The 14921-nt window shown below is 39.6% G+C and carries 13 protein-coding genes and 1 CRISPR repeat array; of the genes, 5 read left to right on the top strand and 8 right to left on the bottom strand.

The features are described 5' to 3' along the window. The first annotated feature begins 293 nt into the window (after window positions 1-293). The 4 genes from pth to QM629_RS12380 all read left to right on the top strand — a co-directional run bounded on the left by pth (window position 294) and on the right by QM629_RS12380 (window position 2452). Window positions 294-878 carry an aminoacyl-tRNA hydrolase gene (gene pth, locus QM629_RS12395; protein WP_415160192.1) on the top strand — a complete coding sequence of 195 codons (585 nt, stop codon included), beginning with the start codon at window positions 294-296 and terminating at the stop codon, window positions 876-878. Window positions 879-1131: 253 nt separating this feature from the next. Beyond that, the gene (locus QM629_RS12390; RefSeq protein WP_415160191.1) at window positions 1132-1743 is read left to right on the top strand and encodes a fumarylacetoacetate hydrolase family protein; all 612 of its coding nucleotides are present in this window, start codon (window positions 1132-1134) and stop codon (window positions 1741-1743) included. A gap of 185 nt (window positions 1744-1928) precedes the next feature. Next, the gene (locus QM629_RS12385) at window positions 1929-2108 is read left to right on the top strand and encodes a hypothetical protein (protein ID WP_415160190.1); all 180 of its coding nucleotides are present in this window, start codon (window positions 1929-1931) and stop codon (window positions 2106-2108) included. A 167-nt stretch (window positions 2109-2275) separates the two neighbouring features. Then, window positions 2276-2452, top strand: a complete 177-nt coding sequence (locus tag QM629_RS12380; protein WP_415160189.1) for a hypothetical protein — start codon at window positions 2276-2278, stop codon at window positions 2450-2452. Between the two features lie 39 nt (window positions 2453-2491). Here the strand turns inward: QM629_RS12380 and QM629_RS12375 are convergent, their stop codons facing one another. Continuing rightward, the gene (locus QM629_RS12375; protein ID WP_415160188.1) at window positions 2492-4048 is read right to left on the bottom strand and encodes a glycosyltransferase family 39 protein; all 1557 of its coding nucleotides are present in this window, start codon (window positions 4046-4048) and stop codon (window positions 2492-2494) included. Between the two features lie 224 nt (window positions 4049-4272). Here QM629_RS12375 and QM629_RS12370 point away from each other — a divergent pair, with 224 nt between their 5' ends. Continuing rightward, a complete protein-coding gene (locus tag QM629_RS12370; protein WP_415160187.1) occupies window positions 4273-4512 on the top strand; it encodes a hypothetical protein in 240 nt (79 codons plus the stop codon). Window positions 4513-4521: 9 nt separating this feature from the next. Here the strand turns inward: QM629_RS12370 and QM629_RS12365 are convergent, their stop codons facing one another. From QM629_RS12365 to cas1, 7 genes are all read right to left on the bottom strand, one after another. Continuing rightward, a complete protein-coding gene (locus QM629_RS12365; RefSeq protein WP_415160186.1) occupies window positions 4522-5613 on the bottom strand; it encodes an AI-2E family transporter in 1092 nt (363 codons plus the stop codon). Window positions 5614-5738: 125 nt separating this feature from the next. After that, on the bottom strand, window positions 5739-6470 hold the full coding sequence (locus tag QM629_RS12360; RefSeq protein ID WP_415160185.1) for a porin family protein: 732 nt from the start codon (window positions 6468-6470) through the stop codon (window positions 5739-5741). A gap of 309 nt (window positions 6471-6779) precedes the next feature. Further along, complete coding sequence (locus QM629_RS12355; RefSeq protein ID WP_415160184.1) at window positions 6780-7613, bottom strand: metallophosphoesterase family protein; 834 nt, start codon at window positions 7611-7613, stop codon at window positions 6780-6782. Window positions 7614-7644: 31 nt separating this feature from the next. Further along, on the bottom strand, window positions 7645-7899 hold the full coding sequence (locus QM629_RS12350) for a GxxExxY protein (protein ID WP_415160183.1): 255 nt from the start codon (window positions 7897-7899) through the stop codon (window positions 7645-7647). A gap of 72 nt (window positions 7900-7971) precedes the next feature. Further along, window positions 7972-12018: direct repeats of the CRISPR family, unit length 37 nt; unit sequence GTCTTAATCCTTGTTGTAATGGAAGAAGCATTGCTTG. A gap of 130 nt (window positions 12019-12148) precedes the next feature. Next, window positions 12149-12628, bottom strand: coding sequence for a CRISPR-associated endonuclease Cas2 (cas2, locus tag QM629_RS12345; RefSeq protein ID WP_415160182.1), 480 nt, complete (start codon window positions 12626-12628; stop codon window positions 12149-12151). A 10-nt stretch (window positions 12629-12638) separates the two neighbouring features. Then, complete coding sequence (locus tag QM629_RS12340) at window positions 12639-13703, bottom strand: CRISPR-associated primase-polymerase type B (protein ID WP_415160181.1); 1065 nt, start codon at window positions 13701-13703, stop codon at window positions 12639-12641. A 142-nt stretch (window positions 13704-13845) separates the two neighbouring features. After that, window positions 13846-14859: a CRISPR-associated endonuclease Cas1 gene (gene cas1 / locus QM629_RS12335; RefSeq protein WP_415160180.1), complete on the bottom strand. Its 1014-nt coding sequence runs from the start codon at window positions 14857-14859 to the stop codon at window positions 13846-13848. Between the last annotated feature and the right edge of the window lie 62 nt (window positions 14860-14921).

The raw sequence follows: 14921 nt of genomic DNA, 5'->3' as shown, positions 1-14921 counted from the left end.
TTGTAAGATGATCTCACATTCCTGCACGTCATTCCCGCGACCTGTTCCGGTTTATCGGAAAGGCGGGAATCTCATAATCATGCTGTATAAGCAAGGATGGCTATATTAAAATATATATTGGCGCACGCTAAGTATGAGATGCCACCGACGCGTAGGGGGCATGACGTGCCAGTGGTTATGTTTTATGCTTGCCTTACTTGATGTAAGGCTGGCAATAAGAATAGATTTGTACTTTGGCAAATCAATGATTGCACATTTTTATCCAGCGAGGAGTATAAAAGGTATTATATATCATGCAAAAATTTTTGATTGTTGGCCTGGGTAACCCCGGCATTGAATACCGCCATACGCGCCATAACATTGGTTTTGATGTGGTGTCTGCATTCGCGCTGAAGCATAGCGGCATATTTCAAACCGCGCGGCTGGCAGAAAAAGCGGAAGTAAAATGGAAGGGTAAATTATTTGTCTGCATAAAGCCCACCACTTATATGAACCTGAGCGGGAAAGCTTTTAAATACTGGATGGATGCGGAAAATGTCCCATTGGAAAACACGCTTACTATTGTTGACGACCTGGCCATACCTATAAACAGCCTGCGGCTAAGGAGCAGTGGCAGCGATGCCGGCCATAATGGCTTAAAAGATATCCAGCTAACGCTGGGAACTGATAAATACCCGAAGCTGCGTTTTGGCATTGGTAATAATTATCCCAAAGGCATGCAGGTGGATTTTGTATTGGCCAAATGGTTTCCCGAAGAATTAAAGCTGGTATGGAAGAAAATAGAATATTGTACAGAAGTAATTGAAAACTTTTCAGCCATCGGCATAGAAAAAACCATGAATATGGTAAACGGGAAAAAGTTTTATATTGAAGAATAGTAAACCAATTTTATTATTTTTAACAGCAAATGCTCTATTGCAAGAAACACAAATTCCCTATTAACTAATCTTGCACGTATGAAACCGAGCATGATAATTTTTCTCACACAGGGGAATGTACATAGCGAGGTTCTATGAGGCCATTGAAAAAACAAACTTGTACGAATGAAACCGAGCATGATAATTTTTTCTCACAGAGGGGAATGTGCATAGCGAGGTTCCATGAGACATCTGAAAAAACAAATATGCACGAATGAAAATTTTTTGCGTAGGAAGAAATTATACAGAACATGCCAAAGAATTGAAAAACGAAGTTCCTGCAGAACCGGTGATCTTTCTTAAGCCCAAAAGCGCTTTATTAGCGCCCGGCGCCCAGTTTTATTATCCTGAGTTTACCAATGAGCTGCATTATGAGGCAGAGCTGGTTTTATATATCTCAAAAAACGGCAGGTATATTCCCGAATCGCAGGCACATAAATATTACGATCATATTACGGTGGGCATAGATTTTACAGCCAGGGACATACAGGCAGAACTGAAGAAAAAAGGCTTGCCCTGGGAAAAAGCCAAAGCCTGGGACGGGTCTGCTGTAACAGGCAGGTTAATAAGGCTAACGCCTGATATGTTGAATGCTCCTCTTGCATTTTCTTTAAAAATTAATAATGTGCTTGTTCAGCAGGGCAGCAGCAGTGATATGCTGTTTTCTTTCAACCGCATTATTGCCGATATATCCCAATATTTTACACTGAACATAGGCGACCTGATTTATACAGGCACGCCTGCCGGCGTGGGTGAATGTGTGGTAGGCGATGTGCTTGCCGGTTATCTGGGCGATGAAAAACTGTTTGAATTTGAAATAAACTAATCGGCAATATAAAGTTTGTTTAAAACCGGTTTATTCATCACATTTAAACAAGTAGTGTTAGGTTAAGGGTGAGTTGTCGGTATAAATAGTGCGTAATTGCAGAAACACCATCCCAACTAATCATGTACTACTCATTTTAAATGCAACAATTCATCATTAACATAACAGTAGCTTGATATTTGCGTATGCTTGATAATGCTATCCTTGCCAAAGCCTTCCGGCTGATGGCAGCTGCGCGCTGCATGGCAGACACTTACGAGGCCAACAGGCAGGTTTGCAGATATGTTCATTCCACATCCAAAGGCCATGAAGCCCTCCAGATAGCAACGGGGCTGCAGCCCTGCGATTTTGTGAGCCCTTATTAGCGCGATGACAGCTTATTGCTTTCTATAAGTTTCTCTCCTTATGAATTAATGCTGCAACTTTTGCCAAAGCCGGCGATCCCTTTTCCGGCGGCCGCTCTTATTATGCGCATGCCAGCAGCAATGCGGGCGATAAACCTAAGATCATTCACCAAAGCAGCGCAACAGGCATGCAGGCCATACCTACCACAGGCATTGCGCAAGGCATTAAGCATCTTGATGCGGCAGTAGAAGTGTTGGGCGCACTGGATTTGCCGGCAGTGCCGCCCAATATCAATCTTGAAAAAGCCATGCTCCCCACAGCAGAGAAGGTGAGAGAAAGGGTGGGAGCGCTGCTGGATAAGTAAAGTACAAAACAGCTTTGCCGGATGCCAGGGTTTCAACACTCAATATTTGAACTCCGCTTTGTCTTTTGCAATTTTTTCTTTAAAAAATTTCTGAAAATTTTCATCAGCGCCTTTAAACAAATAAATATAATCGCCGCGTTCCCGTGCAAACTTGTTTGAAACGCTGTCAGTTATTTCTATTGATTGAAAATCTTTTGCAAAATCATGTTCTTTTTCATGATGATCATCTGTAACCAAAACAATATTTTTAAAATGAATTCCTGAAGGAATCCAGTATAAAAAGCTTGCGTTATCGCTGTACGCTTCGGGCAAATGATATTTTTTCGCATAATAATTTACAGCGCCTGCCATGCCATAATTATCACAAAATATAAATGCATTCTTTTTGGCTGAATCATCAAGCATATTATAAGCTTTGGCAACTTTCTGCGCCATTTCTTCCCAGCCCAGCATATCAGCAAAATCCTGTGGAAGAGGGTGGTTTTTTAAATCTTCCCATTTTAAAGCGCCGGTTTTTGCAATGTTCATTTTTACATATAAATCTGCAAGCGGTTGCGGTGGCAATACCGGTAATAGAATGGGCACAACAAATAAACCAAAACCAACTGCAAAAATTACAAATACATAACGCAGATATTTTCTTTTTGCTGCAGTAAATTTTTCAAGTGCAGTTGCGCCAAATGCAAACAAAGGCGGATAAACGCCGGCAGCATAATAACTTTTGCCATGGCCCATCAACAATAGAATAATTACAAACAAATAGGCAAGGCCAATAAAGCGGTATTGTTTTGAGGAGAGTGCATTAAAAAATCCCGTAAGCCAAACAAAAAGGCAGGGGAACATAAGCAGCAACTGGTCGGTTAAAAAACCTGCCGGGTTTATGTATTGCAGTTGCGTTTGCTGCAACTCTCTCATGTGAAATATAACCGGGAAATGGTTTTGCCATTGCCAGATAATGTTGGGCAGAAAAATAAGAAAGCCAATCAGTGAAGCATACCAGAAATGTTTATTCAAAAAAACAGTGCGGTGTTTTGTAAACAGTAATGCAAGCAGCATGCTTACAGTATAAAATGCAACAGAATATTTGCTCAGCATACCCAGGGCGACGCAGACACCGAATACATACAGGAATTTATTTTCTTTTGTTTGGGTGAACCGGATGATGCTGAAGGCAATCATCGTCCAGAAAAATATTTCGGGCGCATTTGGCTGAAACAGGAAAAACATTCTTAAATAAGCGCCGAATAAAAAAGAAAAGAATAAAAGCATTAATGCAAACGATTTGCCGCCAAGCGATTGAATAATTTTACCTGCCACTATAAATGTAGCAGCGCCAAATAATGAGGGCCAGAGTTTCACCCAAAACATGCCGCCGCCAAACAGGTTTGTAAGCCATGCAAAAATGGAGAGCATGGGCGGCACTTCCATAAAACCAACAGCAGGATGATGCCCTTCGGCGAGATATAAAAATTCATCGCGGTGCGGTTCGTAAACAGGATGTTGTAATAAATAAGGAATAATTATTTTAAGCAGTGCAAGGAAATATAAAAGCGCATTGGTTTTTCTCATGCTGATATGATCTTGCTCAAAGATCATTAATATTTTTTTGAACAGGGATACCGTTAAACAAATAATTGCGATTGTGGATTTGAAACAATGCTGCTATGAGTACAAGTGTTGCGACCTGGAATCAAGTTCGGGACAGACTTCTAAGAAGCTGTCTAGATTTAATATTTTCAATCACCATTGCCATTTTTAAATAGAAAAAATTGGATGATTTCGCTGAATTTGATGTCAAAGCCAATAAAAAATAGCTGTTTTTGCTACTATACAAAATTCCTGAAATCATTTATAGACAGCTTCTTAAAGATTTTGAAAAATACCGTAAGCTGCAATCTTCGCAAAAAACTGCAGGGGCAAGCATAAAAAAATTAAGCCGGCGCTTAAATAAAAGCCTTGGCTTAACGAACAATAAAGGCGAAGAATTATATGAGCCCCCACCCGTTCCTGAATGGAAAAAAAGAAAGGCAACTGTTGAAAAAAGGCTGAAGAAAAATTAATATCAACTATTATCTTATCCCTGGCTTCGGTTTTCTTTTTAATAAATTTTTCTTTTGTGGTAATTGATCGCCAAATAAAACGCCCCACTGTTTAAACTGTTCTGTTCTATCAAATATAACCTTGGTAACGGCCAGTAAAGGCAATGAAAGAAACATGCCTGAAATGCCTGCCAGCGCACCGCCCACAAAAACACCGGCAAGGCTTGCCAAAGCATTCACCCTTACCTTGCCACCCACTATACGCGGCATGAGAATATTGTTGTCGAGAAACTGAACGACAGCAATTGTAACAAGCACGGTGATCACATCGCTTAGGTCGGGTGAAGAACTTAAAGTGAGCAGCACACCCAGTATATTGCCAAACAATGCGCCGATATACGGTATTAAATTGAGAATAGCGAATATTATACCTATGAGCAAAGCATAGGGAATGCCCATGATCAATAACCCGCCGCCAAGCAAAACAGTAATATAGGTTATTTGTATAAGCAGGCCCACGATATAACTTTTAATGATTGATTCTGTTTCTTTCAGCACATCTTTTATTTTGGCATGCTCCTGCAGCGGAAACCATAAATACACAAACTGTTTAAGAATGTCTTTATACAATAACATGAGGAAAGTATAAATGGGCAAAAGGCCGAAAAATACAATCACAGATCCAACAGAGCCTGCCGCCCCGCCAATATACCGCCCTGCAGAATCCAGTATTTTCCTGCTTTGCTCATTTACAAATTTTGATTGCTGCTCCGCTGAAATATTGGTTTGCTCGCTAAACCATAGGCTAAGCTCATTAATGTGTTTTATGATGTTTTGTTTAATGGTGGCAAAGTCGTTTACCACCGGCCTGGTCTGCATCATAATAAAAAACATGATCGCGGCTATTATAATAACCATTAGCAGCAGCGCAAGAAATATGGCTAAAACGCTGGGAAATTTTATGCGTATAAGAAAACGGTAAACCGGCAATAAAACAATGCTCGTGAAAAAAGCCATAAGCAGGGGCATTATTATTTGCTGGCCATATACGATAACCATCCCTAATACCACCAGGCCTATCAGCTCAATTGACCTTCTTACTGTTAATGGAAACGATTGCATACTAAAGTTGTTTTTATTAAAAGTACAAGCAAATGCTTAACCAAATAGTTATAAAAATGCCCGGTAATCAAACCAGGCATTTTGCTAAATCTTAAAATAAACAGTCACTATAATTTAGCCCTTTATTATAACCTGAATCCTGCGCCAACACTGAATGTCCGGAATTTATTCTTATCGTTCTCATCATTATCCGTTTGCGTGGAATTGATCTTGGTTAAACCTAAACCGTAATTGGCTGTTATCATAAACCTGTCAATTTCAAAACCGGCCAGTGCGTTTATACCGGCATCAAATCTTTTCAGCCTGTCATACCTTGCACCTTCCTGGTCGCCTGTTGTTGGGTCGTCATCATTAAATTTAATGTTTTCTGAAGAGGAAGTTTCAATACCGGCAAATGAGCTTTCAATTTTTGATTTGCCGCCTATGCCCATTTGAATATATGGCCCTGCGCCAAACATAAATTTTGTTGATTCAGATACAGGCAACTTTACCACGGCATTTACGGGCAACTGTAAATAAAGCGGGTTGAACCTCGATTTAACATAGTTGTCAGATTTATCATCATTATCAAGATACCAGTTCGCTTTTGCACCTTGCCCATTCAATAATAACCCCGTTTGTACAGACAATACAGGCGCTACCGGCAAGTCGGCAATTACACCTGCGTGAAAAGTACTTAAAGCCCTCGAATCATTCACAGAACCATCATTACTTGTAGAAATATTTGACAGGTTGTAGCCTCCTCTTATATACACCCCGCCATTGTTAACAGGGGTTGTGGTTTGTGCTTTTGATCCAGTAAGAGAAATTGCAGCAAGACTGGTTAACACCCCCAGTTTCATTACTTTTTTAACCATAAGATGTTGTTTAGAGAGGAGTGTTTTGCTAATTGCATGCCAATTGAATAATTACAGTGTATAAACAGTTTATCGGGTATCAAATGCAGGCGTATTTGGGAGATAATTTCTACGGTAATTTTAATGATGGCGTAACGATGTTAATGGCATCTGAAAATTATTATACCATGCAGCGTTCGCATGCATTATTTGTACGATGAATATTGAGTTTTTTCCGGAAATGGTACGCAGGACAGAAAGCCTCAGGTTCAATGGCTTAATTAAAGAGTGTGGGAAAAGCGCAGCAACGAACAGGGCTGTCTTAGCTGGTCAGGCAACTGTAGTACTGTTTACCTGTTGCCGGCCGGACGGGTTCATCTGGTAGGTAAGCACCTTGCCATTCTTTAATACTTCAACTACCCTGTAACCATGGTAATCCGTGCCCCAGTTGCCGGCTACATGCGAATCGAAAAAATAATGCCTGCCTTCATTTTCCTTCATCCCGTCCTGATCATGATCATGGCCATGAAAAACGGCTTTTAGATTTTGCTGCCGGTTGAACATGGCTACCAGTTCAGGACAGGGCAGGCCGGCGCCCGTCCAGCCAAACGGCGTTATATGCATGAATACAAACAGGTGCTTTTTATCAGCGTATTTATTCAATGCTTCTTTGGCAAAATCAAGATCGGGGCAAATGTATTTACCGGTTTCATCGGCGCTGTTCAGCACAATAAAAGCCACATCATTCTGTTCAAAACTGTAATGCCATTTTGTTGTAAACATTTGCTGCCAGTTTTCTTCGTCTGTCATATCATGATTGCCATGCGATACATGATAAGGCATTTGCAGTTTATCCCATTGCTGCTTTACCAATGGCATCATAGCGCTGTCATTGTGAAACAAATCGCCATTTATACATGTGAAATCTATGCCCCTTGACTTTTGTTCGGCATTCAGCCAGTTAACCATTTGGTTATGTAATGCTTCATATTCCGTAGAAGGCTGGCCATAATGGCCATCGGAAACAATGGCAAAACGGAGCAGCACCTCCTCTTTGGCAGGCAGCCTGAATGTGGATGCTGTAAATGATTGCAGTGCATTGCCTGCACCAATCATAACAATGGCCCTGATTCCTTGTTTTAAAAAAGTTCTCCTGTTTTGCATAACGTTAATTTATAACTCTAAGTAAACGCATTTATAATATAAACCACACAGAAATATAGTTTTTTATTGATCGGCAACAGACCAAAATGGTCATTGACAAAAGTTTTTTGCCCTTCATAAAAAATGTTTGGACAATTGAAATTGATAAGAATGCCTTTCGGGCTTTCAATAGTTTCATATAGGTTAGAAGCTGCGCTTCAAACACATTTGTCATTTCCTGAACGGCTTTCAACTCCACAACAATACATCCCTCAACAAACAAATCACACCTGCAATCTACGTCCAATTTTTTTCGCTTTGCCGATGTTACGGTTGATTACTTGAACTCTATAAATAACCTGATGTGCGTTCACATAGAGTCTTAATCCTTGTTGTAATGGAAGAAGCATTGCTTGAAAGTTGTGGGCGTTTCAGAAAACATAGTTTGGAATGTGTCTTAATCCTTGTTGTAATGGAAGAAGCATTGCTTGAGAAAGCAACACATCGTTTAAGTCAGAGGTTAGGCGGTCTTAATCCTTGTTGTAATGGAAGAAGCATTGCTTGCGTATATGTGGTGGATGGTTGGGTGTTTAAAACCTGGTCTTAATCCTTGTTGTAATGGAAGAAGCATTGCTTGTTTTTAACGGGTATAACGCCCGTGCCTGCCTACAAGAGGTCTTAATCCTTGTTGTAATGGAAGAAGCATTGCTTGATTTATTACTGAAATCGGGGGTGATGGTAGTGGTTGCTGTCTTAATCCTTGTTGTAATGGAAGAAGCATTGCTTGAGACCTTGGATTGAAACCAAGGTCATACTGTCCTCGTCTTAATCCTTGTTGTAATGGAAGAAGCATTGCTTGAAAAAATGATTTCAAAGTTTAATGCAACAAACGCTGTCTTAATCCTTGTTGTAATGGAAGAAGCATTGCTTGTTTTATCATAGCAGCAATAGACATTATTTTACCTGTCTTAATCCTTGTTGTAATGGAAGAAGCATTGCTTGTGCCTGGGTACAACTCTTCAATGAAGATGGTACTCCAGTCTTAATCCTTGTTGTAATGGAAGAAGCATTGCTTGCTTTATATGAATTAAATACTGAACTTCTTAAATAATGTCTTAATCCTTGTTGTAATGGAAGAAGCATTGCTTGATACTCGGATATGAATTAAAGGTGGCGAATGCAACGGTCTTAATCCTTGTTGTAATGGAAGAAGCATTGCTTGTTATAATGAAAATGGCATATGCACGTATGATTACGGTCTTAATCCTTGTTGTAATGGAAGAAGCATTGCTTGAAATCTAAATTGTTGGAGGAACTGCACGTTGTTAGGTCTTAATCCTTGTTGTAATGGAAGAAGCATTGCTTGACAACGAAGCTGGTTCTTCATACAAAAACGACAATTGTCTTAATCCTTGTTGTAATGGAAGAAGCATTGCTTGATAACGAACATGGAGTATGCACGTATGATTACGTGTCTTAATCCTTGTTGTAATGGAAGAAGCATTGCTTGAGGAACTTCAGGATCAGCACTATGCTGAGACTGAATCTGTCTTAATCCTTGTTGTAATGGAAGAAGCATTGCTTGATAACTTAATTTCAAGAGTGGGGTAACACCCACTCTTGTCTTAATCCTTGTTGTAATGGAAGAAGCATTGCTTGATGAATTATTAACGTCCGCCGCAGTAGCACAAAACCGTGTCTTAATCCTTGTTGTAATGGAAGAAGCATTGCTTGTATTTATACAACATAAGACATGGTAATGTAATGCTAAGTCTTAATCCTTGTTGTAATGGAAGAAGCATTGCTTGGCTGGGAGGCATGAATTACCAGCAAATGAAGGCGCAAGTCTTAATCCTTGTTGTAATGGAAGAAGCATTGCTTGCGGCTGCGGCTACGGCTGCGGCGACGGTCTTAATCCTTGTTGTAATGGAAGAAGCATTGCTTGTTGGTGTATAAAATATTAAAATATGAAAACAACGTCTTAATCCTTGTTGTAATGGAAGAAGCATTGCTTGTTTTAAAAAAAAACTTTATGAAAAGGTTTGAGTTAAGTCTTAATCCTTGTTGTAATGGAAGAAGCATTGCTTGCTATCATAAAGTAACTGAAAAAAGAAAACTAAGAATGTCTTAATCCTTGTTGTAATGGAAGAAGCATTGCTTGAAATTATTATGAAAACATTTGAATTAAAAAGAAGCAGTCTTAATCCTTGTTGTAATGGAAGAAGCATTGCTTGGTTGTGGATGGGGATGATAACATCATCACATACGGTCTTAATCCTTGTTGTAATGGAAGAAGCATTGCTTGAATTTATATTTATTCCTTATATGCCAGCTTCGCCAAGTCTTAATCCTTGTTGTAATGGAAGAAGCATTGCTTGTTTTTACACCAAATCCATAAAGTCAAAGACATTATTGGTCTTAATCCTTGTTGTAATGGAAGAAGCATTGCTTGAAATTATGTACTTTTTTATTGAGCGCATGAATGCTGGTCTTAATCCTTGTTGTAATGGAAGAAGCATTGCTTGGGGAGATGCCTCGGACGAAGAGTGTATGAGACTTGTTACGTCTTAATCCTTGTTGTAATGGAAGAAGCATTGCTTGAAAAAAATGAAAAAAATGAAAAAACTACTCTCTGAGTCTTAATCCTTGTTGTAATGGAAGAAGCATTGCTTGCTTAGTAATGACAACCCCTTGGTTTTAAAAGCAAAATGTCTTAATCCTTGTTGTAATGGAAGAAGCATTGCTTGTTGTGCTGAGATTAACTAATCACCCCGGCGGCAGCCGTCTTAATCCTTGTTGTAATGGAAGAAGCATTGCTTTGATTTATTTGATAATCAATGAGTTAGATATGTAGCGTCTTAATCCTTGTTGTAATGGAAGAAGCATTGCTTGCCACAAGGGTTGGGCAACCAACCTATTTAGTAAAGTCTTAATCCTTGTTGTAATGGAAGAAGCATTGCTTGATTTATATTGGTTCTCTATCGAGGGAGGAGCTACTATAGTCTTAATCCTTGTTGTAATGGAAGAAGCATTGCTTGAAATGCAGAGACAGCTCAATGCGCCGAAATTGATGCAGTCTTAATCCTTGTTGTAATGGAAGAAGCATTGCTTGAAAAATGATTCTTGACCACAAAGGTTGGGCAACCAACCGTCTTAATCCTTGTTGTAATGGAAGAAGCATTGCTTGTTGTCTAAAGATGACTATGAATTCCTTGCTGAGCTGTCTTAATCCTTGTTGTAATGGAAGAAGCATTGCTTGCAATGTCTCCACAAATAATAACATGGTCACCTTGTCTGTCTTAATCCTTGTTGTAATGGAAGAAGCATTGCTTGTAAAAATCAAATATTTAAAGCATGATAAAAACTAGTCTTAATCCTTGTTGTAATGGAAGAAGCATTGCTTGTGGCACAAACATTGCCAGGTATGAAGTTGACAGCACAGTCTTAATCCTTGTTGTAATGGAAGAAGCATTGCTTGAAATTATTATGAAGTTGAACAATGAACGTCGAGCTGGGTCTTAATCCTTGTTGTAATGGAAGAAGCATTGCTTGTGCTACCGGAAACACTTGTAAACCGGCCCATTTAGATGTCTTAATCCTTGTTGTAATGGAAGAAGCATTGCTTGAAAAGCAATTAAGACAAAAGAAGTAACTTTTGTAAAAGTCTTAATCCTTGTTGTAATGGAAGAAGCATTGCTTGAATCTCTCGGTATTGATTGGGCAACGTCCAATCAGTCTTAATCCTTGTTGTAATGGAAGAAGCATTGCTTGTTATATCAGGCCGCTATAGACGACTTAGCGGCAGGGTCTTAATCCTTGTTGTAATGGAAGAAGCATTGCTTGTTTAAAAAAAACACTTTATGTACTTTTTTATTGAGGTCTTAATCCTTGTTGTAATGGAAGAAGCATTGCTTGAAAGAAAAAAATTCGTTACTCTCTGACGAGTTCAGGTCTTAATCCTTGTTGTAATGGAAGAAGCATTGCTTGTGCTATGGCCAGACCACGGCAGAAGTAAATGCTGGTCTTAATCCTTGTTGTAATGGAAGAAGCATTGCTTGCGAGTTCAGAGAGTTCTTATCCGATTTAGAGGATAAGGTCTTAATCCTTGTTGTAATGGAAGAAGCATTGCTTGCTATTATGTATCATAATCAATAAGGTGGGAACTGACCCAGTCTTAATCCTTGTTGTAATGGAAGAAGCATTGCTTGCTCCAACAGGAAACGGATCCATATACAGGTTTCCGTCTTAATCCTTGTTGTAATGGAAGAAGCATTGCTTGAATTAGAACCTTAAATTTTTTGTGGGATCATTTTTCAGTCTTAATCCTTGTTGTAATGGAAGAAGCATTGCTTGCTGCGGGTCACGTAGATCCGAGCATTAATACACTAAGTCTTAATCCTTGTTGTAATGGAAGAAGCATTGCTTGTCGTTATGCAAAGAACCTGCTGATATTCAATTTGTTTTTTATATAATTTGAAACGAAACAGTTCATATATTGTTATTGTAATTAAGTTTTTATTTAAAATTTCGGCCGGCAAAGTTAAGCATCTGTTCAATCAGAAAAATAAAACATTTTTAGTTTCCAGCATTACATTAAATTCAATATTCCTGCCTACCAGTTTCAACCTGCTTATATCATCACTGCTTACAGGTAAAAATACAATACTGTCGCTGTTATCATACATTTCATTTATCTCTTTTAAAGCATCATATACATCCTGGTGTATTTTACGCGATATGTTTCCAAAGAAAATGCTTTTTTGTATGCGCATATACCCCAGCTTTTCAAGGTATTTCGCAATATGCCTTCTTATCTTATTGTCCTCAATATCGTACATAATAAAACCCAGTGTTTGATGTGCCGGTACCATAACTGCCTTTTTAAATATTTCTATTATTTTTTCAACCCGCTTATCCAACGGCATCAGTTGCTCATCTGCCGATAATATTTGGCAGCTTTCAAGCTGCCGGTTTTTATTAATCCCGGCTTTTTTTAGCCGCAGCAGTATATCATTATAAGAAAGTTTTTTTATCACTGTATGCGCATTACATATCGGGGTTTATATAATTTATTTCTGCAGGCTGTGTCAGTATGGCCTTTATTAAATCTTCTGTTTCCAGGGCAATGGCCGCATCGCTGCCCCTTTTAGGCGACTTTACAATAACAAACCCATGCTTGCCATAATACACATTTACTTCGCCCCACGCAAAGCCCTTTGAAAGCGCTATTTTTTTGCCGTAATTAATGTCGGCAATATCTTTTACCGTATAGCCATTAAGCGCTGCCAGCGCCTGTATTTTTACGGCAATATCTTCCAATATTGGCGGCACAAAAACATTCCGCGGTGTGCGCACGGGGGCTGTTGGGTTTAAGCGCCGGGTTATATTAAGGTATGTTTCTTCAGCAATTGCCGCAGGCTTGCCAGGAATATTGGCGGGTGTTGCTGGCGTTTCTGGCTGCGCATCATTATTTATATGTACTGCACCTTCGCCGGCTGCACTTGTACTACCAGGCAGGTACGATTGCCAGTTGAGGGGCTGTGCTGAAGGGTTCACATACACTTGTGTGTCGTGGCTTAAAAAGCAAACCCTTACGGCATCGCAGGTTACGGTATCGGCATAACCTGCAAGCCCGTATTGCTGCGCCCACTGTGTTACGAAGTTTTTATAAAACAGGCTGTATTCTTTCAGGCTGCTACAGGGGTTGGTAAAGCCAAACAATATTTTAAGGCCTTTGCCCGAAGGGGAAATAAAAGCCATTACAATATGTGGGTCTTCTTTAACTGCGGGAAGCACATCGTTCCTGATGTATTCAGCAGAAGCAAAGCCGTCAAGATCTATGATGCAGCTTTCTGTATAAATAAAATTTTTGCCGTTGCGTATATTATGGGTAAAGCTGCAGCAGCAGATGTAAGGGAGACGCAGTTTATGCCGGTTGTAAGCCGCTTTATCCATGCGTAAAATGGTGTGCAACTGTTTTGCCAGGTCATACAGTTCCCCGTTTGGTTGTTTTATAAGCGAGGTTATTTCTTCCACACTGCATGGTTGCAGCACATCGTTATTGCTTTGGCATATATTTTTACCAAGATAAAGCTGAATAAGGTTTGTCATTGGGTAATTTTTTTTATGATTAAGGATGAATGTTTTGCAAGCCCAAATGTTTATGTGCTTATGTATTCACAATGTTTTACAGTTTAAAGTTTTAAGGATGCACATCAGGTATTTCCCAAACCGTTTTGCACATCAATGGACACTATGCAATTAAATTGCCGGATGTTTTTCCTTCTGCAAAATTTTTAAGCTGCTGTGCCAGTTGCTGGCATAGTAAAGAAATATGTGTTTCGCGGCTGCGTTCGCTGCCATCCAGTTCAACCACTTCTTCAAAATAGTCCGTCATGCCTTGTATAAGTATGCGCTTGCCTTCTGTATTAAGCCACCAGGCATCGCCTTCCACGTCAAACATGTCAGTAAAAAACACCTGCTGCATGCAAAGGTTTGTAACCACATAATCTGCCCAGTGCCTGAACACTTCAATTACATCGTAAGCAAGCACAGGCTTATTATATTCATTACGGTGCATAACACCAATAAAAGGATCGAGGCCGGCTTTTATGAGTGCACCTTCCACTTTGCCATATAACATGCCATAGGCATAATTTAATAAAGCATTATATATATCCTGTGCAGGGTGCTGGCTGCGTTTTTCAAAACGGTACATATCTGGCAGGTGCATATTGATGCAGGCAAAATATTTTTTGCTGCAATTGCCCTCCCATCCACGCCAGGTATCTGCAATTTCAGATATAGAGGCTGCATCAGATTCCCGGAATTTTATACTGTATTTTTCAAGGTAGGCAATAGCCGATTCTATGGCATCATCTGTTGACCGGTCGTACCGGCTTAGTGTTATGAGCAATGCACTTTGATGCTGTATTTTTTTAACCAGCAGCATTTTTATCCATTCCATTCCTGCTTTTACTTCAGAAAAAATCAACTGGTTTTTTCTGATATTGCTGATACTGCCAAAACGGTTGTTCCATACGCGGCCCAGCACCTCTCCTTTGCGGCCCACGAATAACACATCAATACCATGCTCAAGGGCAAGCAGCAGGGCATCGCTGCTAAGCAAACAGCTTTTGTGAATTTGAAGGCTGTTTATTTTATGCAAAGGCAATTTATTTTCCCCGTCTTTGTGCTGAATATGCAGCATGCCATTGAACTGCGAAATTTTTGTGCCTGCATTTTGAATAACAATATTGATGCTCATAACAAAATTTTTGGTTTTTTACATGAATAATTTATTACCTGCATGCGGTTTTGCCTGCAACC

Source organism: Parafilimonas sp. (assembly GCF_047606085.1).
Classification (GTDB): domain Bacteria; phylum Bacteroidota; class Bacteroidia; order Chitinophagales; family Chitinophagaceae; genus Parafilimonas.
Note: the sequence above shows the minus strand (reverse complement) of the source record. Positions and strands in the feature narration are given on the sequence as shown.

What these genes read in the sequence shown, in the direction of transcription:
- pth (WP_415160192.1), top strand. Translation starts at nt 294, where the DNA reads ATGCAAAAATTTTTGATTGTTGGCCTGGGTAACCCCGGCATTGAATAC.
- QM629_RS12390 (WP_415160191.1), top strand. Translation starts at nt 1,132, where the DNA reads ATGAAAATTTTTTGCGTAGGAAGAAATTATACAGAACATGCCAAAGAA.
- QM629_RS12385 (WP_415160190.1), top strand. Translation starts at nt 1,929, where the DNA reads ATGCTTGATAATGCTATCCTTGCCAAAGCCTTCCGGCTGATGGCAGCT.
- QM629_RS12380 (WP_415160189.1), top strand. Translation starts at nt 2,276, where the DNA reads ATGCAGGCCATACCTACCACAGGCATTGCGCAAGGCATTAAGCATCTT.
- QM629_RS12375 (WP_415160188.1), bottom strand. Translation starts at nt 4,048, where the DNA reads ATGATCTTTGAGCAAGATCATATCAGCATGAGAAAAACCAATGCGCTT.
- QM629_RS12365 (WP_415160186.1), bottom strand. Translation starts at nt 5,613, where the DNA reads ATGCAATCGTTTCCATTAACAGTAAGAAGGTCAATTGAGCTGATAGGC.
- QM629_RS12360 (WP_415160185.1), bottom strand. Translation starts at nt 6,470, where the DNA reads ATGGTTAAAAAAGTAATGAAACTGGGGGTGTTAACCAGTCTTGCTGCA.
- QM629_RS12355 (WP_415160184.1), bottom strand. Translation starts at nt 7,613, where the DNA reads ATGCAAAACAGGAGAACTTTTTTAAAACAAGGAATCAGGGCCATTGTT.
- QM629_RS12340 (WP_415160181.1), bottom strand. Translation starts at nt 13,703, where the DNA reads ATGACAAACCTTATTCAGCTTTATCTTGGTAAAAATATATGCCAAAGC.
- cas1 (WP_415160180.1), bottom strand. Translation starts at nt 14,859, where the DNA reads ATGAGCATCAATATTGTTATTCAAAATGCAGGCACAAAAATTTCGCAG.